The organism is Enterobacter sp. RHBSTW-01064, assembly GCF_014103035.1.
GTDB lineage: Bacteria > Pseudomonadota > Gammaproteobacteria > Enterobacterales > Enterobacteriaceae > Enterobacter > Enterobacter mori.
Map to the genome: position 1 here is coordinate 126,540 of NZ_JABXOU010000008.1, position 18,694 is coordinate 145,233.

20 protein-coding genes are annotated in these 18,694 nt (G+C 57.9%); 15 read left to right on the forward strand and 5 right to left on the reverse strand.

Annotated elements, in window-relative coordinates; genetic code table 11:
• Positions 1 to 162 precede the first annotated feature (162 nt).
• Entirely contained in the window at positions 163 to 1,539 is a 1,377-nt protein-coding gene (gene mpl, locus HV355_RS20830) for a UDP-N-acetylmuramate:L-alanyl-gamma-D-glutamyl-meso-diaminopimelate ligase (RefSeq protein WP_182403250.1), read from the forward strand.
• Between the two features lie 89 nt (positions 1,540 to 1,628).
• Here the strand turns inward: mpl and yjgA are convergent, their stop codons facing one another.
• The gene (gene yjgA, locus HV355_RS20835; protein ID WP_010427381.1) at positions 1,629 to 2,180 is read right to left on the reverse strand and encodes a ribosome biogenesis factor YjgA; all 552 of its coding nucleotides are present in this window, start codon (positions 2,178 to 2,180) and stop codon (positions 1,629 to 1,631) included.
• A 95-nt stretch (positions 2,181 to 2,275) separates the two neighbouring features.
• On the opposite strand from yjgA, the gene pmbA reads away from it, so the two are divergent.
• Complete coding sequence (gene pmbA / locus HV355_RS20840) at positions 2,276 to 3,628, forward strand: metalloprotease PmbA (protein WP_182403252.1); 1,353 nt, start codon at positions 2,276 to 2,278, stop codon at positions 3,626 to 3,628.
• A gap of 38 nt (positions 3,629 to 3,666) precedes the next feature.
• Positions 3,667 to 4,053, forward strand: coding sequence for a cytochrome b562 (gene cybC / locus HV355_RS20845; RefSeq protein ID WP_010427378.1), 387 nt, complete (start codon positions 3,667 to 3,669; stop codon positions 4,051 to 4,053).
• A gap of 70 nt (positions 4,054 to 4,123) precedes the next feature.
• On the opposite strand, the gene HV355_RS20850 is transcribed toward cybC, so the two are convergent.
• Entirely contained in the window at positions 4,124 to 4,279 is a 156-nt protein-coding gene (locus tag HV355_RS20850) for a Hok/Gef family protein (RefSeq protein ID WP_010427375.1), read from the reverse strand.
• Between the two features lie 418 nt (positions 4,280 to 4,697).
• On the opposite strand from HV355_RS20850, the gene HV355_RS20855 reads away from it, so the two are divergent.
• The 12 genes from HV355_RS20855 (at position 4,698) to HV355_RS20910 (ending at position 13,927) form a co-directional block, all read left to right on the forward strand.
• Positions 4,698 to 5,036 (forward strand): glycine dehydrogenase, encoded by a 339-nt coding sequence (locus HV355_RS20855; protein ID WP_121424885.1) that lies wholly within the window; start codon positions 4,698 to 4,700, stop codon positions 5,034 to 5,036.
• Positions 5,037 to 5,046: 10 nt separating this feature from the next.
• Positions 5,047 to 5,409: an SFCGS family glycine-rich protein gene (locus HV355_RS20860; protein ID WP_010427372.1), complete on the forward strand. Its 363-nt coding sequence runs from the start codon at positions 5,047 to 5,049 to the stop codon at positions 5,407 to 5,409.
• A gap of 2 nt (positions 5,410 to 5,411) precedes the next feature.
• On the forward strand, positions 5,412 to 5,711 hold the full coding sequence (locus HV355_RS20865) for a DUF4312 family protein (RefSeq protein WP_006810338.1): 300 nt from the start codon (positions 5,412 to 5,414) through the stop codon (positions 5,709 to 5,711).
• 22 nt (positions 5,712 to 5,733) lie between these two features.
• A complete protein-coding gene (locus HV355_RS20870) occupies positions 5,734 to 6,510 on the forward strand; it encodes a DUF4311 domain-containing protein (protein ID WP_008501408.1) in 777 nt (258 codons plus the stop codon).
• A 13-nt stretch (positions 6,511 to 6,523) separates the two neighbouring features.
• Positions 6,524 to 7,165, forward strand: coding sequence for a DUF4310 family protein (locus HV355_RS20875; RefSeq protein WP_010427370.1), 642 nt, complete (start codon positions 6,524 to 6,526; stop codon positions 7,163 to 7,165).
• Positions 7,166 to 7,207: 42 nt separating this feature from the next.
• Positions 7,208 to 8,341 (forward strand): amidohydrolase/deacetylase family metallohydrolase, encoded by a 1,134-nt coding sequence (locus tag HV355_RS20880; protein ID WP_182403254.1) that lies wholly within the window; start codon positions 7,208 to 7,210, stop codon positions 8,339 to 8,341.
• Positions 8,325 to 9,443, forward strand: a complete 1,119-nt coding sequence (locus HV355_RS20885; RefSeq protein ID WP_182403256.1) for a DgaE family pyridoxal phosphate-dependent ammonia lyase — start codon at positions 8,325 to 8,327, stop codon at positions 9,441 to 9,443. The genes HV355_RS20880 and HV355_RS20885 overlap by 17 nt, the downstream gene beginning before the upstream one ends.
• Positions 9,440 to 10,180 (forward strand): KDGP aldolase family protein, encoded by a 741-nt coding sequence (locus HV355_RS20890; RefSeq protein ID WP_182403259.1) that lies wholly within the window; start codon positions 9,440 to 9,442, stop codon positions 10,178 to 10,180. Before HV355_RS20885 ends, HV355_RS20890 begins: the two co-directional genes overlap by 4 nt.
• Positions 10,181 to 10,266: 86 nt before the next feature.
• A complete protein-coding gene (locus tag HV355_RS20895; protein WP_182403261.1) occupies positions 10,267 to 11,403 on the forward strand; it encodes a lactonase family protein in 1,137 nt (378 codons plus the stop codon).
• A 19-nt stretch (positions 11,404 to 11,422) separates the two neighbouring features.
• The gene (locus tag HV355_RS20900; RefSeq protein ID WP_182403263.1) at positions 11,423 to 13,333 is read left to right on the forward strand and encodes a BglG family transcription antiterminator; all 1,911 of its coding nucleotides are present in this window, start codon (positions 11,423 to 11,425) and stop codon (positions 13,331 to 13,333) included.
• Positions 13,334 to 13,410: 77 nt separating this feature from the next.
• Entirely contained in the window at positions 13,411 to 13,653 is a 243-nt protein-coding gene (locus HV355_RS20905) for a type II toxin-antitoxin system RelB/DinJ family antitoxin (protein ID WP_008501400.1), read from the forward strand.
• Entirely contained in the window at positions 13,643 to 13,927 is a 285-nt protein-coding gene (locus tag HV355_RS20910; protein ID WP_126816370.1) for a type II toxin-antitoxin system RelE/ParE family toxin, read from the forward strand. The genes HV355_RS20905 and HV355_RS20910 overlap by 11 nt, the downstream gene beginning before the upstream one ends.
• 3 nt (positions 13,928 to 13,930) lie before the next feature.
• Here the strand turns inward: HV355_RS20910 and nrdG are convergent, their stop codons facing one another.
• The 3 genes from nrdG to treC form a co-directional block, all read right to left on the reverse strand.
• Positions 13,931 to 14,395 carry an anaerobic ribonucleoside-triphosphate reductase-activating protein gene (gene nrdG / locus HV355_RS20915; RefSeq protein WP_182403265.1) on the reverse strand — a complete coding sequence of 155 codons (465 nt, stop codon included), beginning with the start codon at positions 14,393 to 14,395 and terminating at the stop codon, positions 13,931 to 13,933.
• 141 nt (positions 14,396 to 14,536) lie between these two features.
• The gene (gene nrdD / locus HV355_RS20920) at positions 14,537 to 16,675 is read right to left on the reverse strand and encodes an anaerobic ribonucleoside-triphosphate reductase (protein ID WP_182403267.1); all 2,139 of its coding nucleotides are present in this window, start codon (positions 16,673 to 16,675) and stop codon (positions 14,537 to 14,539) included.
• A 375-nt stretch (positions 16,676 to 17,050) separates the two neighbouring features.
• On the reverse strand, positions 17,051 to 18,694 hold the full coding sequence (gene treC, locus HV355_RS20925; RefSeq protein ID WP_182403269.1) for an alpha,alpha-phosphotrehalase: 1,644 nt from the start codon (positions 18,692 to 18,694) through the stop codon (positions 17,051 to 17,053).

An 18,694-nucleotide genomic window follows, 5' to 3' on the forward strand; every position in this document is an offset into this window, starting at 1 on the left:
TGTATGTTCACCAAAACGACTAAAGCCCAACAATCTTAACAAATATTCAAATAGTAGCGCACTGGTGAATCGCGCCAGCAAATACGGATTTACCTGAAATGCGTTTCACACCCGCTAACATGTGAGTAAAATGTGCGCCACATTGAAGAAGGATAGTGACGTATGCGCATTCATATATTGGGGATTTGTGGCACTTTCATGGGCGGACTGGCAATGCTGGCGCGCTCACTGGGCCATGAAGTAACAGGTTCGGACGCCAATGTGTATCCGCCGATGAGCACGCTTCTGGAGAAGCAGGGCATCTCGCTGATTCAGGGCTACGAGGCCAGCCAGCTGGATCCTGAACCGGATCTGGTGATCATTGGCAACGCCATGACCCGTGGTAACCCATGTGTTGAAGCGGTGCTGGAACGCAATATTCCGTTTATGTCTGGCCCACAGTGGCTGCATGATTTTGTGCTGCGCGACCGCTGGGTTGTTGCCGTTGCCGGTACCCACGGCAAAACCACCACCGCCGGAATGGCGACCTGGATCCTCGAAGCCTGCGGCTATAAGCCTGGCTTTGTCATTGGCGGCGTTCCGGGCAACTTCGACGTTTCTGCACGTCTGGGTGACAGCCCGTTCTTTGTGATCGAAGCCGACGAATACGACTGTGCATTCTTCGACAAGCGTTCCAAGTTTGTGCATTACTGCCCGCGCACGCTGATCCTCAACAACCTTGAGTTCGATCACGCGGATATCTTTGACGACCTGAAAGCGATCCAGAAACAGTTCCACCACCTGGTGCGCATTGTTCCGGGTCAGGGCCGCATCATCCTGCCGGAGAACGACATCAACCTGAAGCAAACCCTGGCAATGGGCTGCTGGAGCGAGCAGGAGCTGGTGGGCGAACAGGGTCACTGGCAGGCGAAGAAACTCAACGCCGATGCCTCCGAGTGGGAAGTGCTGCTCGACGGTGAAAAAGTGGGTGAGGTGAAGTGGGGCCTGGTGGGCGAGCACAACATGCACAACGGCCTGATGGCCATTGCTGCGGCGCGTCACGTGGGCGTGCTGCCTGCGGATGCAGCCAATGCGCTGGGCTCGTTCATTAACGCCCGTCGCCGTCTGGAACTGCGCGGCGAAGCGAATGGCGTGACGGTGTATGACGATTTCGCGCATCACCCAACGGCGATTCTGGCGACGCTTGCCGCGTTACGCGGTAAGGTTGGCGGCACCGCGCGCATTCTGGCCGTGCTGGAACCGCGCTCGAACACCATGAAAATGGGCATCTGCAAAGATGACCTCGCGCCGTCGTTAGGGCGTGCCGATGAAGTCTTCCTCTTACAGCCGCAGCATATTCCGTGGCAGGTAGCCGAAGTGGCCGACGCCTGCATTCAGCCTGCGCACTGGAGTGCGGATGTGGATGTCTTAGCGGATATGGTCGTGAAAGCCGCACAGCCTGGCGATCACATTCTGGTGATGAGCAACGGCGGTTTTGGTGGGATCCATCAGAAGCTGCTGGACGGTCTGGCGAAGAAAGCGGAAGCGGTCGTAGAGTAAAAAAAAGCCCGGTGGTGCTTGCGCTTACCGGGCCTACATTCTTTTCTCCCTCGCCCCTCCGGGGAGAGGGCCGGGGTGAGGGGAACAGATTACTCGTCGTTCTCAGACAGCTCGCGCAGATACTGGAAAATCAGGCGCGCAGACTTCGGCGGTTTATTCCCTTCTTTCTCTTTCTTCGCGTTGCGGATCAAAGAACGCAGCTGCTGGCGGTCGGCATCCGGCCACAGGTTCAGCACTTCCGGTACGGCGTCATCACCCTGTTCAATCAGACGATCGCGGATCTGCTCAAGCTTATGGAAAAACGCAACCTGCTGGTTGTGGCGGTTTTTCAGCTTGTCCAGTGCCTGGCGGATCGGATCGACGTCGCGCTGACGCAGCATTTTCCCGATAAGCTGAAGCTGGCGACGACGGCCTTCTTTTTTGATTTTCTGTGCCAGTTCAATGGCATCACGCAGATCCTGGTCGAGCGGGATCTTATCCAGCGCGTTTTTACCCAGTTCTACCAATTCTGCGCCAAGCTGTTTTAACTCTTCGGCGTCACGTTTAATTTCACTTTTACTGACCCAGATGATCTCATCATCTTCGTCTTCGATGTCATCACCGGGAACGTCGTCGAGCCAGTCTTCGGGCTGCTTAGTCATGTCAGGCTCCTTAAAAAAAGAGGCTAATGTTACCAGTTAAGACGCGCACTGAAAAACGGTTCTCTGTTAGACTTCAGATAACTCTCTCTTACAGTATGGCATTTGCGATGAAAGTAACCTCACAAGTTGAAGCGCAGCGTAAGATTCTGGAAGAAGCCGTCTCCACCGCGCTGATGCTTGCTTCAGAAAAATCAGATGGCGCCGAAGTGGCGGTCAGCAAAACCACCGGCATCAGCGTGAGCACCCGCTATGGCGAAGTGGAGAATGTCGAATTCAACAGCGATGGCGCGCTTGGGATCACGGTGTATCACCAGAATCGCAAAGGCAGCGCGTCATCCACCGATCTCAGTCCGGATGCCATTGCCCGAACGGTGCAGGCGGCGCTGGATATCGCCCGTTATACCTCTCCTGATCCTTACGCAAGCGTGGCGGATAAAGAGCTGCTGGCGTTTGATGCGCCGGATCTCGATCTTTTCCACCCGGCGGAAGTGACCCCGGACGAAGCCATCGAACTGGCCGCGCGCGCCGAGCAGGCTTCCCTGCAGGCCGATAAGCGCATCACCAATACCGAAGGCGGCAGCTTCAATAGCCATTACGGCATCAAAGTCTTTGGCAACAGCCACGGCATGCTGCAGGGCTACTGCTCTACCCGCCACTCGCTCTCCAGCTGCGTGATTGCCGAAGAGAACGGCGACATGGAGCGTGACTACGCCTACACCATTGGCCGCGCGCTGGGGGATTTACAGTCTCCGGAGTGGGTGGGTAAAGAGTGTGCCGAACGCACGCTGTCTCGCCTGTCGCCGCGCAAACTCTCCACCATGAAGGCCCCGGTCATCTTTGCTAATGAAGTGGCAACCGGCCTGTTTGGCCATCTGGTGGGCGCGATTGCGGGCGGCTCGGTGTACCGTAAATCGACCTTCCTGCTCGACTCGCTGGGCAAGCAGATCCTGCCGGAATGGCTGACCATTGAAGAGCATCCGCACCTGCTGAAAGGGCTGGCCTCCACGCCGTTCGACAGCGAAGGCGTGCGCACCGAACGTCGCGATATTATCAAAGACGGTATTCTGACCCAGTGGCTGCTGACCAATTACTCCGCGCGCAAGCTGGGGCTGAAAAGCACCGGACACGCTGGCGGCATCCACAACTGGCGTATTGCCGGCCAGGGCCTCAACTTTGAGCAGATGCTGAAAGAGATGGGCACTGGCCTGGTCGTCACGGAACTGATGGGCCAGGGCGTAAGCGGCATCACCGGCGACTACTCGCGCGGCGCGGCGGGCTTCTGGGTCGAAAACGGCGAAATTCAGTATCCGGTGAGCGAAATCACCATCGCGGGTAACCTGAAGGATATGTGGCGCAACATCGTTACGGTCGGTAACGATATTGAAACACGTAGCAATATACAGTGTGGTTCAGTTCTTCTGCCCGAAATGAAAATTGCGGGTCAATAAAGATAGCGTTTTGTTAATAATAAAAAAGGAAGTGAGCAATGCGTAAACATCTGTTAGCGATCGTCGCGGCTTCAACGCTGGTTCTTGGTTCGTCTGCGTTTGCCGCCGATCTTGAAGACAACATGGACATCCTCAGTGAAAACCTGAAGGTAGTGCAGAAAACGGACAATGCGGCGGACATGAAAGACGCCTTGACCAAAATGCGTGAAGCGGCGCTGGATGCGCAAAAAGCAACCCCGCCGAAGCTGGAAAGCAAAGCGGCAGACAGTGCAGAGATGAAAGACTATCGCCACGGCTTTGACGTGCTGGTCGGCCAGATCGACGGTGCGCTGAAGCTGGCTAACGAAGGCAAGGTGAAGGAAGCCCAGGCGGCGGCCGACCAGTTTGTGGCGACGCGCAACACCTATCATAAAAAGTATCGTTAATTGGGTGCCTGAGCTGTACGTCCTTCCTCCGTATGCGGAGGCGCATTACGCGCCCCCGCATCTTTGCTCCCTACTTGCCGGAGCGACACTCCATCCGCGCGGTCACTTCAAGCGAGCCGTTTCGAAAACGGATCTCGCACAGTGTTTTCCTCGTCACCAGCGTTAAGATGATTATCGTCAAAGAAATAATCATCAAAACCCCGATACTTGGGTTTCTGCGTTTCATGGATGCCTCCTTGCTGTAAAGCGGGCGAGGTAGCAAACATCACGTGGCTAGACGTGTCGTTTACAGCCCCGTCCTGATTTAAATTCAGGTAGGGGCTTTCCACTTTCCGTCCCATGCCTGAGACGGTCAGTCTCAAGCACCCGTCGCCACTCTAGCGAATCCCCATAAGAAAACCTTATCCACGTCACATTTCTACGAGCCCGCTCGTAATCTTTTCCACTTCGCTGACCTGTTCATTGCCGCTGAATAGCGTGATATTCATCACGTAAATACAGCGATTTATCCAGATTCACCGCATTTATGTGGCACAGATCACTGCTGCTGCTCGCCTTTCCACTTCGAAGTGGAAAACAACTCGCTACAAACAATTCCCCTGCAACGTTAGTTTTATTCCAGAGCCATTAACGGGGTAAGACCAGTGATTAACGGAGCGGTAATGAACGACGTTGGGGAACAGGCGGAGCAAACAGAACAGCTCGCGAACACCATGCTGCAGCAGGTTTATGCCCTGCTGGCCCGAAACAACATCATCCCCAATGCGGTACAGGAGCAGATGCTCACTTCCCACGTGCGCGCAATGGCACACCGGTCCGTGACCGGCGAGCCGCTGCCGGAGGTAGAAGCGGAGCTGTTCGACGAAATTTCACCAGATTCAATGCAACTTGCCCGTGAAGTGGTAGCGCAGTTTGGCAACCTTCCTGATGAAGAAGCCTGGCTGCTCTCCGTTCACTTCGAAGTCGCGAAAGACAACCTTTAAGGAGCAACTCATGGAACAGATTACAGTCGTGATTGGCGATCGCCTGGGCAAAGGTCAGAAAGTGGCAGCCGGTGTGGAAAAAGCAGGTGGACGTGCGGTTGTCGTACCGGGCATGGCCGCGGACATGAAGCTTGGCGACATGATGAAAGCGGAAAACGCCACCTTCGGTATCTCCTTCTGCGGCAGCGGCGGCGCGGGTGCCATCACGGCGCAAACCAAATATGGCTACAAAGCGAAATACGGCATGCGTTCCGTGGAAGAGGGCGTGACCGCCATCAACGAAGGCTGCAACGTGCTGGGCTTTGGCTTTATGGATAAAGAAGAGCTGGGCGAGCGTCTGGTGCAGGCGTGGCAGAAGAAATACGGCGCATAAGCATGAAAGAACAGTTCACAACCACGGTGAGAGTGAAGGGAAAAGGCGACGCCAAAGCGCGCGCCTTTGCCGACGCGCTCAACCACGTACAGGCCGCGGTGATGAAAGCCTCACCGCATATCTTACTGCGTATTGAGCCACAGGATGTGCAGGTCGTTCAGGCGCAAGAAGCGGTGCGTAAAGAAGCGTTTCTGTTCTTCTTTCTGCGCCGGGAAAGACGCACCTACAGCGTGGAGCTGGATGTGACCGTCAACGTGACCGCTATCAATCTTGACCAGGTGGATTTCGTCACGCAACGCTGATTATTCATAAAAGGGCAGACTGATGTTCTTAATTATATTAATAAAATCGCTCATCATTGGCGGCCTGGTTGGCGTCGGTGTGGGGGCCGGGGCTGCACGCATGTTTCATGCGCCTACCACACAGGGTATGGGCGCGTTTCGTACGTTGGGGGAACTGAACTCCTGTGAAGGGGATCCGGCGTCCCACTTCTCCTTTGGGTTAGGTTTCTTCTTTAACGCCTGGGCCTCTTCCGTGGCCGCAGGTGCCTTCACACAGGACGTTGACCACCGCATCATCCCGAACTGGGGTGCTGCTGCACTGATGATTAAAAACCGTAACGTCGGCGAAACGCTGCACGATCCCCGCAAAATGGCGATTGCCTGCGGTGTGATCGGCATGATCGTCGTGACCTTCCTGAACCTGACCGCCTCCTCCGTGCCGGCAGCGCTTCAGGTCACCGCCGTGAAGGTGCTGGTACCAGCGGCAAACCTGCTGGTGAACACCGTCATGCCAGTGATCTTCTGGCTGGCAGCCATTGACGCGGGTAAAAAATCGGGCTTCTGGGCGACCATTTTCGGCGGCGCGGCGCAGCTGATCATGGGCAACGCCGTACCGGGCCTGGTGCTGGGTATCCTGATCGGTAAAGGCGTGGAAGAGAGCGGCTGGAACCACGTCACCAAAGTGATGATGGCGGCGATCGTCCTGCTCTTCGTGCTGAGCGGCTTCTTCCGCGGCTTCGACATGAAGATGATCGAATCCTTCCATCTGACCGTGCCGAACTGGCTCGACATGATCCACAACTCGCTCAGCGGTAAATAACAGGAGCCTCTACATGGAACAGAATAAAGGTTTTTGGTATGCCGACTGGTCGTTCCCGATCTTCGTTGGCCTGCTCTCCTCCGGCGTGTTTGCCGGGACGCACATGTACTACCTCTACGGCATCGGCGCGTTTAACGAAGTGGCCTTCGTGGCGATGCTGAAAGCGGGGATGGATACCGGCGTCTACGGCGCGGTGGCGGCGTTCGGCGCGAGCTTCCTGTTCGCCCGTATTATCGAAGGCTCGCTGGTCGGTATTCTTGATATCGGCGGGGCGATCCAGACCGGCGTAGGCCTCGGCGTGCCGGCGCTGCTGCTGGGCGCGGGCATCATGTTCCCGGTGACCAACTTCATTGCCGCGCTGATTACCGGCCTGGTGATTGGCCTGGCGATTGGCTACGTCATCATCCTGGCGCGTAAGTTCACCATCAACCAGAGCAACTCCACCTACGGTGCAGACGTGATGATGGGCGCGGGTAACGCCTCCGGCCGCTTCCTCGGGCCGTTGATTATCCTCAGCGCCATGACCGCCTCCATTCCTATCGGCGTCGGTTCCCTGCTGGGTGCGCTGGTGTTCTACATCTGGCAGAAGCCGATCACCGGTGGCGCGATCCTCGGCGCGATGCTGTTGGGCTGGCTGTTCCCGGTCGCCCTTTAATACCCGCGGGCGCTCAGGCGCCCGCCTTATCAGGAGATCCTCATGTTTGATTTACTCCTGCGCCGTGCGCGCCTTGCCGACGATACCCTGACCGATATCGCCATTCAGGACGGGAAGATCGCGGCGCTGGGCGACATTGACGCCCCCGCGCATAAAACGGTTGAGCTGAACGGCGACGTATTCGTCAGCGCAGGCTGGATTGACTCCCACGTTCACTGCTACCCGAACTCCCCGATTTACCACGACGAACCGGACAGCGTCGGCATTGCCACCGGCGTCACCACCGTGGTGGACGCGGGCAGTACCGGTGCCGACGACGTGGACGATTTCTACGACATCACCCGCAAAGCCTCTACCGAGGTCTTTGCCCTGCTGAACATCTCCCGCGTGGGGCTGATTGCCCAGAACGAACTGGCCAATATGGCCAACATCGACGCCGACGCGGTGAAGCAGGCGGTGAAGCGCCACCCTGATTTTATCGTCGGTCTGAAGGCGCGCATGAGCAGCAGCGTGGTCGGTGAAAACGGCATTACGCCGCTGGAGCGCGCCAAGGCCATTCAGAAAGAGAACGGCGACCTGCCGCTGATGGTGCACATCGGCAACAACCCGCCGAACCTCGACGAAATTGCTGAGCTGCTGAGCTCCGGCGATATCATCACCCACTGCTATAACGGCAAACCCAACCGCATTCTGACGCCCTCCGGCGAGCTGCGCGCCTCCATCACCTCCGCCCTGAAGCGCGGCGTGCGTCTGGACGTGGGGCATGGCACGGCGAGCTTCAGCTTTGAGGTGGCGAAACGCGCCATCGCGATGGGCATTCTGCCGCACACCATCAGCTCGGATATCTACTGCCGCAACCGCATCAACGGCCCGGTGGGCTCGCTGGCAAGCGTAATGTCGAAATTCCTCGCCATCGGCATGTCGCTGCCGCAGGTGATTGACTGCGTGACCGCGAACGCCGCCGACGGCCTGCGCCTGGCGCGCAAAGGCCGCATTCAGCCGGGCCTCGACGCCGACCTGACGCTGTTTACGCTTAAGCGCCAGCCGACGGTGCTGACGGATGCTGAAAACGACAGCCTGCAGGCTGAACACATTCTGGTGCCGCTTGCCGCGATCCGCGCGGGCAAGGGCTACATGACCGAACAAGGGAGCACGGAACATGCCTTCGATTTATGAGAAGTACAACTTAAAGCAGGTGATCAACACCTCTGGCCGCATGACGGCGCTGGGCGTCTCCACGCCGCGCCCGGAAGTGGTGCAGGCGGCAATGGACGGCATGAATGAGTACTTCGAGATGAAGGATCTGGTTAATAAAACCGGTGAATACATCGCGAAGCTGCTGGACGTGGAAGGCGCGACGGTGGTCTCCTGCGCGTCGGCGGGCATTGCCCAGTCCGTGGCGGCGGTGCTGGTGAAAGACAGCGACTGGCTGCTGGAAAACCTGCACGTGACCCCGATTGAGAACAACGAAATCGTCCTGCCGAAAGGCCACAACGTGAACTTTGGCGCGCCGGTGGGCACCATGGTGGCGCTGGGCGGCGGCAGGCTGGTGGAGGCGGGCTACGCCAACGAATGCTCCGCCGATCAGCTGGCGGCGGCGATCACCCCGCGCACCGCGGCGATCCTCTACATCAAATCTCACCACTGCGTGCAGAAAAGCATGCTCAGCGTCGAGCAGGCGGCGGTCGTGGCGCGCAAGCACGATCTGCCGCTGATCGTCGATGCAGCGGCAGAAGAAGATCTTCACGCCTACTACCGCTCCGGCGCCGATCTGGTGATCTACAGCGGCGCGAAGGCGATTGAAGGCCCAACCAGCGGGCTGGTGATCGGTAAAACCCAGTATGTTGAGTGGGTAAAACGCCAGACGGCGGGCATTGGCCGCGCGATGAAGGTGGGCAAAGAGGGCATTCTCGGCCTGACCTGCGCCATCGAACACTACCTGACGGCGACCAAAGAGAGCGGCGCTGAGATGGTGGCGAAGATGACGCCGTTTATTGACGCGCTCAACACCCTGAGTGGCGTCACCGCACGCGTGGTCTGGGACAGCGCCGGTCGCGATATCGCCCGCACCGAGATTAAGTTCGATGAAGCCACAACGGGCGTCGGCACGGGCGATCTGGTGGCGAAGCTCAAGCAGGGCGAATACGCCATTTACTTCCGTGGCTACAAGGCCAACGAAGGGATTATCGAAGCGGACGTGCGCAGCGTGAATGCTGACCAGCTGAACATCGTCTACCGCCGCATTAGCGAAGTATTAGGACAGGAGAAAAAAGCATGAAACTGACCCCCAACTTTTACCGTGACCGTGTCTGCCTGAACGTGCTGGCAGGATCGAAAGCCAACGCCAGCGCCATTTACGAGGCGGCGGAAGGTCATGTGCTGGTGGGCGTGCTCTCCAAAAATTACCCGGACGTGGACAGCGCCGTCGCCGATATGCGTGAATACGCCGCGCTGATTGATAACGCGCTCTCCGTCGGCCTGGGCGCGGGGGATCCGAACCAGTCGGCGATGGTGAGTGAAATCTCCCGCCAGGTGCAGCCGCAGCACGTCAACCAGGTATTCACCGGCGTGGCCGCCAGCCGCGCGCTGCTGGGGCAGAATGAGTCCGTGGTCAACGGTCTGGTCTCCCCGACCGGCACCGTCGGGATGGTCAAAATCTCCACCGGACCGCTGAGCAGCGCGGCCCCGGACGGTATCGTACCGGTTGAAACCGCGATTGCCCTGCTGAAAGATTTCGGCGGCAGCTCCATCAAATACTTCCCGATGGGCGGCCTGAAGTGCCGTGACGAGTATAAAGCGGTGGCGGAAGCCTGCGCCCGTCACGACTTCTGGCTGGAGCCGACCGGAGGTATCGATCTGGAAAACTATGAGGAGATCCTGCAGATCGCCCTCGACGCGGGCGTGAGCAAAATCATCCCGCATATCTACAGCTCGATTATCGACAAAGCCAGCGGTGATACGCGTCCGGAGGATGTGCGTACGCTGCTGGAGATGACGAAGAAGCTGGTGAAGTAAAACCTGCCCCTCATCCCGGCCCTCTCCCCTTTGGGGAGAGGGTTAGGGTGAGGGGAAACACACCGCACAAACCCAAAGGAGCCACCATGCACACCCGTAACCTGCTTGTCGCTTCACTCTCAATGCTCGCCACCACCGCTATCGCCCAGACGCAATACGCCTGGGTGGGCACCTACAACCCCAACGGAGAAGGGCTGTACCGCTTTACCGTTGATCCGCAAAGCGGCGCGCTGGCGAATAAAACGCTGGTCAGCACGCTGCCGAACGCTGCGCAGCTTACCGTCTCGCACGACGGCAAAACGCTCTACCTGGCAAGTGAAGTGGAGCAGGGCGTGGTGCAGGCGCTGCGGGTGGGGGATAACGGTGAACTGAGCAAGCTGAATCAGGTGGCATCCGGCGGTGCGGGGCCGGTGTATCTTTCCCTGACGCCGAACGGTCGTCATCTACTGGTGGCGAACTACGTCAGCGGATCGATTGCCGTTTTGCCGGTCAAGGCAGACGGCAGCCTGGGTGACGCCACGGATCAATATCAGGATCAAGGCGAACCGGGCGCGGCGAAGCCGGAAGCGGCTGCGGAGGGCAGCTTTGCCATCAGCGATCACAACGGTCCGCATGCGCACATGATCGCCGCCGATCCGAGCGGCAAGTACGTATTTTCCACCGATCTGGGGCTGGATCGTCTCTACCAGTACCGCTTTGACGATCGAAGCGGCAAGCTGACGCCGAACGATCCGCCGTTTATCAGCGCCTCCTCAAAAGGCGCCGGGCCGCGCCACTTTGTCTTTACGCCAAAAGGGGATGCCCTGTGGCTGATTAACGAAGAGGCGTCTACGCTCACCCATTATACCGTGAGCGCCAACGGCACCTTAAAAGAGGGCAAAACGCTTTCAGCCCTGCCGGAAGGTTACAAAGGCACCAGCTTTGCTGCCGGGCTGGCATTAAGCGCCGACGGCAAACAGCTGTATGTGGCTAACCGTTTGCATAACAGCATCGGGCACTTTACCGTAACAGCGGAGGGCACGCTGACGCATCAGGACGACGTGTGGACGCGGGGCGACTATCCGCGCACCCTGACGCTCGATAAACAGGGACGCTGGCTGTACGTCATGAACCAGCGCAGCGACAACATTACCCGTTTCCGCGTGGCGCAGGACGGCAGACTCAGCTTCGAACCGGACTATACCCCGGTCGGCAGTCCATCCCAGATGGTCATTTCACCTTAAGCCGTAAGAGGACAAACCCGTGCGATTTCCGAACCAACGTTTAGCGCAACTTTTCGATCTGTTGCAAAACGAGACGCTGCCGCAGGACGAGCTGGCGCAGCGGCTGTCGGTTTCCACGCGAACCGTCCGTGCCGATATCACCGCCCTGAACGCGCTGCTGGCAAGCCACGGCGCGCAGTTTGTTCTGAGCCGTGGCAATGGCTATCAGCTCAAAATTGACGACGCTGAACGTTATCTGCAATTGCAGGCATCCCACCCGCGCGCGCTGCGTATTCCGCGGACCGGACCCGAGCGCGTGCACTATCTGGTGGTACGTTTTCTCACCTCAGCGTTTTCCCTCAAGCTGGAAGATCTGGCCGATGAGTGGTTTGTCAGCCGCGCCACGCTGCAAAGCGACATGGTGGAAGTGCGCGAGTGGTTCCACCGCTACAACCTGACCCTGGAAACGCGTCCGCGCCACGGCATGAAGCTGTTTGGCAGCGAGATGTCCACCCGCGCGTGCCTGACCGACCTGCTCTGGGAGCTGGCGCAGCAGGACAGTCTCAACCCGCTGGTGACCGAAGTTGCTCTCAACGCGGGTGTGCCGGAGCAGATGGTGGCCGTACTGCATGATGCGCTGACGCGACATCACATCCGCCTGACCGACGAAGGCGAGCTGTTCCTGCGTCTGTACTGTGCGGTGTCGGTACGTCGCATCAGCGAGGGCTTTCCGCTGCCGGAATTCCACGCTGAAGACGTAGAAGAGAACGTGCGCGAGGCGGCGAAAGATATCGCGGTCTCTATCCAGCAGCTGGCGGGCAAAGCGCTTTCGCCTTCGGAGGAGAGCTGGCTGTGCGTGCACATTGCGGCGCGGCAGATCCAGGAGATTGCCCCGAGCGCGATTAACGCAGACGACGATGAAGCGCTGGTCAACTACATCCTGCGCTACATCAACACTCACTATAACTACAACCTGCTCAGCGACGAACAGCTTCACGCTGACCTGCTCACGCACATCAAAACCATGATCACCCGCGTGCGGTATCAAATTATGATCCCCAACCCGCTGCTGGATAACATCAAGCAGCACTACCCGATGGCGTGGGATATGACCCTCGCAGCGGTATCGAATTGGGGCAAATACACGCCGTATGTGATCAGCGAAAACGAGATTGGCTTCCTGGTGCTACATATCGGCGTCGGGCTGGAGCGTCACTACAACATTGGCTACCAGCGCCAGCCGCGCGTGCTGCTGGTGTGCGACGCTGGTAATGCTATGGTCCGCATGATTGAGGCGGTGCTGCAGCGTAAATACCCGCAAATTGAGGTTACGCGCACGCTCACCCTGCGCGAGTACGAGCTGGCGGAAACGATTGGCGAAGATTTTGTGATCGCCACCGCCCGCGTCAGCGAAAAGTCGAAACCGGTGGTGACGATCGCCCCGTTCCCGACCGACTATCAGTTAGAGCAGATCGGCAAGCTGGTGCTGGTGGACCGTACCCGCCCGTGGATGCTGGATAAATACTTCGATGCGGCCCATTTCCGCATTATCGACACGCCCGTTGACCAGCAAACGCTGTTCCGGGAACTGTGCGCGCAGCTTGAAGGCGAGGGATTTGTCGGCGCGGAGTTCCTGGACTCCGTCGTCGAGCGTGAAGCCATCGTCAGCACCATGCTCGGCGACGGCATTGCGCTGCCGCACTCACTCGGCCTGCTGGCGCAGAAAACGGTAGTCTATACCGTGCTCGCCCCGCACGGCGTCCCGTGGGGCGACGAAACTGCGCACGTCATCTTCCTGCTCGCCATCAGCAAAAGCGAGTACGAAGAGGCGATGGCGATTTACGATATCTTTGTCACTTTCCTGCGTGAACGGGCGATGGCACGGCTCTGTAGCTGCGGAGATTTTGCCGAGTTTAAGGCGGTGGCAATGGAGAGTTTGAGCCGGTTTTGAGAGGCGTTATCCAGAATTCGATGTAATGCGAATGTAATGCTAAACTGCATTACACATTCGATTTTACCGGAGGCATAATGGCCACGCTGAACGTCCGTCTGGATGACAAACTCAAAAACGAGGCTTATGCCGTGCTGGAAAAACTCAATATCACCCCAACGGAAGCGGTGCGATTACTGTTTCAGTACGTAGCTGAAACAGGGCGCATGCCCGTGAAAACGGTCACGATTAGCGACAGCGAAGATGCGCTGATACAGACGGTCCGGGAGCGGCTGGCTAATCCGCAAAAGGGAATTAAGGTTAGTCTGGATGACTTATGAACTGGCGTTTGATCCCAGGGCGTTAAAGGAGTGGAGCAAACTGGGGGAGACTGTAAAAGACCATTTTAAGAAGAAACTTGCCGACGTGCTGGCGAAACCCAGGATTGAATCAGCCCGCTTACAGGGCCTGCCTGATTGCTACAAAATCAAACTTAAAGCGTCAGGCTATCGCCTTGTCTATCAGGTTCAGGACGAAGTGGTGCTGGTTGTTGTCATTGCCATTGGGAAGAGAGAGAAATCAGCCGTTTATCATGATGCAAACAAACGGCTTTAGCGATCAACGCAGATGATGCACAACCTGGTTGCTGCTGCCGCGCCAGATCAGTGCCGGGTCTTTTAAATCCTGCATGAACTTGCCGTCAACCAGGACGTTAATCAGATCCACCACTTCCATTTGCTCTGCGTTTAGTTCTTCCAGCTTATAGCCTGTCCAGACCCAGATATCTTTTCCCGTACACTCTGCCCGAATGCGCTTCACCAGCTTCAGGATATCCGGCACGTTTTGCGGGTGCAGGGGGTCGCCGCCGGAGAGCGAAATCCCCTGGCGTTTGATGCGGGTGTCGTTGAGGTCGTTGATGATGCGGTCTTCCATTTCAGCGGTAAACGGCATGCCGGAATTTAAGCGCCAGGTGCTTTTGTTATAGCAGCCGGGGCATTCGTGGACGCAGCCTGAAACAAACAGGGTGCAGCGGGTGCCGGGGCCGTTGACGATGTCGACGGGGTAGTATTGATGATAATTCATAGCGTTAACCTGATGCCCTCACCCCGGCCCTCTCCCGCAGGGAGAGGGAGAAAACCGGTGGCCGGAATAACAATGTGCTCGATCGGTTCCCTCTCCCTTGAGGGAGAGGGGTAGGGTGAGGGGGAGAACCCTGCGCAAAACTTACCCGATCTGCCCATTCCCCAGATGTTTCACCCTGCGCTTCACCTCTTCCTGCTTGCCGGCGTTAAACGGACGCGCATCCGGGCTGCCGAGATAGCCACACACGCGGCGGGTGACGGAGACGCGAGCCGCATCGTGGTTGCCGCATTTCGGGCAGGTAAAGCCTTTGCTCGTACACTCGAACTCACCGGTAAAGCCGCACTCGTAGCACTCGTCGATGGGCGTGTTGGTGCCGTAATACGGCACGTGCTGGTAGCTGTAATCCCACACGTCTTCCAGCGCCTTCAGGTTGTGCTGAATGTTCGGGTACTCGCCGTAGCAGATGAAGCCGCCGCTGGCGATCGGTGGATAGGCCGCTTCGAAGTCGATCTTGTCGTACGGGTTCACTTTTTTCTCCACGTCGAGGTGGAAGCTGTTGGTGTAGTACCCTTTATCCGTCACCCCTTCCACAATGCCGAACTCGGCAGTGTCCAGACGGCAGAAGCGGTCGCACAGGTTCTCGCTCGGCGTGCTGTAGAGGCTAAACCCGTAACCGGTTTCCTCTTTCCACTGGTCTACCGCGTCGCGCAGGCGCTGAACGATGGCGATGCCTTTTTCGCGCAGGGCGTCGCTGTCGTACATATGCGTGTCGCCAAACAGCGCGTTGATGGTTTCATGAATGCCGATATAGCCCAGAGAAATCGACGCGCGACCGTTTTTGAAGATCTCCGACACGTCATCGTCCGCCTTCAGGCGCACGCCGCAGGCCCCTTCCATATAGAGGATCGGCGCCACGCGGGCCTTGACTCCTTCAAGGCGCGCGATGCGGGTCATCAGCGCCTTACGCGCCAGCTGCAGGCGTTCATCCAGCAGCGTCCAGAATTCAGCTTCATTACCTTTCGCCTCCAGCGCGATGCGCGGCAGGTTCAGGCTGATGACGCCCAGGTTGTTACGTCCGTCGTGGATCTGCTCGCCGTTTTCATCTTCGTACACGCCGAGGAAGCTGCGGCAGCCCATAGGCGTTTTAAACGAACCGGTCACTTTGACGACCTGATCGTAGTTCAGGATGTCCGGGTACATGCGCTTGCTCGCGCACTCCAGCGCCAGCTGTTTGATGTCGTAGTTCGGATCGCCAAACTTGTGGTTCAGGCCGTCGCGGATGGCGAACACCAGTTTCGGGAACACGGCGGTTTTACGGTTTTTGCCGAGGCCGGAAATGCGGTTACGCAGAATGGACTGCTGAATCAGGCGTGATTCCCAGCTGGTGCCCAGGCCAAAACCGAAAGTCACAAACGGCGTCTGGCCGTTGGCGGTGTGCAGCGTGTTCACTTCATATTCCAGCGACTGGAAGGCGTCGTAGCACTCTTTCTCGGTGCGGGAGTGCGCGTAGCCGTCAGCGTCCGGGATCTGCCACTCTTCGGCCGTTTTACGATGCTTGTTGAAGCTTGCCGTCACGAACGGGGCCAGCACTTCATCAATGCGGTTAATGGTGGTGCCGCCATAAATGTGGCTGGCGACCTGAGCGATAATCTGTGCCGTGACCGCGGTGGCCGTGGAGATCGACTTAGGCGGTTCAATCTCGGCGTTACCCATTTTAAAACCGTGGGTCAGCATGCCCTTCAGGTCGATCAGCATGCAGTTGAACATCGGGAAGAACGGCGAGTAGTCGAGATCGTGGTAGTGGATCTCTCCGCGCTCGTGCGCCGACACCACGTCGCGCGGCAGCAGATGCTGACGGGCATAGTGTTTGGCGACGATACCGGCCAGCAGGTCGCGCTGGGTCGGGATCACTTTACTGTCTTTATTGGCGTTTTCGTTGAGCAGGGCGGAGTTGGTCTGCTCGACCAGGCCACGTATCTCCTGGTTCAGGCGGCCGCGCTTCTCGCGCTGCACGTCACGATCGTGACGGTACTCAATGTAGGCGCGCGCCAGCTGCTTGTAAGGCCCCGCCATCAGCTGGTTCTCAACCGCGGTTTGGATCTCGTTGATATCGACCTGGCGGCGTTCATTCATCTGGCTGCTAACGACTTCTGCGACGGTGGCGCAGTAATCTGCGTCATCGACTCCCGCTGCTTTAGCTGCACGCAGAATGGCTTCCTGGATGCGCTCTGATTTAAACGGCACTTTACAGCCATCACGTTTCATCACATGCGGTGTCATGATCACTCCATTTTTGAAAACAGGTTATCCACAGAGGTGGAGAAGTATTCACCGGGCGTATTTCCCGCCGGGCCAAAGACTTCCCGCGTTCCCAGCTCGTGTTATCCACAATTCCGGCCAGCGTAAGCGCCGTCTTGTTGTTGGAATAGTAGACGATAAATACAAGATGTTGGGTCGGCGTGCATTTTAAGTTCTACATATAGTGATTTGCATCAAACATGTTTGCGTTTTATTTGATGCAGAACAAAGTAAAAAGACGAGAGTACAAACGGCGGGCGCTTCAGCGATTGTAAAGGCGTGCGAGAAAAATCTGATTAATTATTCAACAAAAACAGTAAAATAAGCCGGGTGCTGGGCGGCACCCGACAAGGAACGTTACTGCTGCAGCCACCAGACCGCTTCAAACGGACGGAGCGACGTCGTTTGCGGTGTAGGGTAGTTACTCATCAGCACCTGCGGCTGACCGCTGAGAACGTCCTTTTCCCATTTCTGAGGCGTATGACTCAGGTTTGCCACCACCACCAGCGTCTGTCCCTGCCACTGACGGCGGTAACACCAAAGGGAAGGATGTTCCGGCAGGAGATCTTCATAATCCCCCCACGTCAGCACCGGCAGAGTTTTGCGCAGGCAAATCAGCGACTGGTAGGTGTAAAACACCGAATCCGGGTCGTCGAGCGCCGCGCGGGCGTTCACGGTTTCGTAGTTGTCGCAGACGCCAATCCACGGCTCGCCCTCGCTAAAACCCGCATTGTGCGACGCGTCCCACTGCATCGGCGTGCGCCCGTTATCGCGTGACTTACTCGCCAGAATCGCCAGGAGCTCGTCCGGTTCGCGGCCGTTGGCCCGCAGTTCCGCGAACATGTTCAGGCTTTCCACGTCGCGGTAATCGGTGATGCGGCTGAAGTGCGGGTTGGTCATCCCCAGCTCTTCGCCCTGATAGATATACGGCGTACCCTGCATGCCGTGCAGCACCATGCCGAGCATCTTCGCGGCAGCCACGCGGTGTTCCCCTTCATCACCAAAGCGCGACACGATGCGCGGCTGGTCGTGGTTACACCAGAACAGCGCGTTCCAGGCTTTGTTGTGCATCCCCTGCTGCCAGTGGCGGAAGAGGGTTTTCAGCGCCACGAAGTCCGGCTTCGCCTTCGTCCACTTTTCACCGCCGGGATAGTCCACCTTCAGGTGGTGGAAGTTAAAGGTCATCGACAGCTCGCTGCCGTCGAGCGACGCGTACTGCTGGCAGTTCTCCAGCGAGGTCGAGGACATCTCGCCTACCGTCATCAGGTTGCGCGGGGTGAAGACGTCGCGGCTCATCTCCTGCAGATATTCGTGAATGCGCGGCCCGTCGGTATAGAAGCGGCGGCCGTCTCCGATGTTGTCGTCCGGGAAATCCTGATCTTTTGAAATCAGGTTAATCACATCCAGACGCAAGCCGTCCACGCCGCGATCGGCCCAGAACTCGCACACTTTTTTCAGCTCGGCGCGCACCTCCGGGTTCTCCCAGTTGAGGTCCGCCTGCTCCGGCGCAAACAGGTGCAGATAGTACTGCTCGCTCTCGGCGTGCCAGCGCCAGGCGTTGCCGCCAAACTTGGAGCGCCAGTTGTTGGGAAGCTGCTCCGGCGTGCCGTCGCGCCAGATGTAGAACTGGCGGTACGGGCTCGCTTTGTTCAGCGACTCGCGGAACCAGGCGTGCTGCGTGGAGGTGTGGTTAAACACCATATCCAGTACGATGCGAATGCCGCGCGCGTGCGCCTCGGCAACCAGCTCGTCGAAGTCATCCAGGGTGCCGTAGGCCGGGTCAATGGCGATGTAATTCGCCACGTCGTAGCCGTTATCCACCTGCGGGGAGATATAAAACGGCGTCAGCCAGATGGCGTCGATGCCGAGGGTTTTCAGGTAGTCCAGACGCTGCGTTACGCCGCGTAAATCACCAGTGCCGCTGCCGGTGGTGTCCTGGAAGCTCTTGGGATAGATCTGATAGATGACGCCGTTCTGCCACCAGTGAGGAAGAGTATTCAT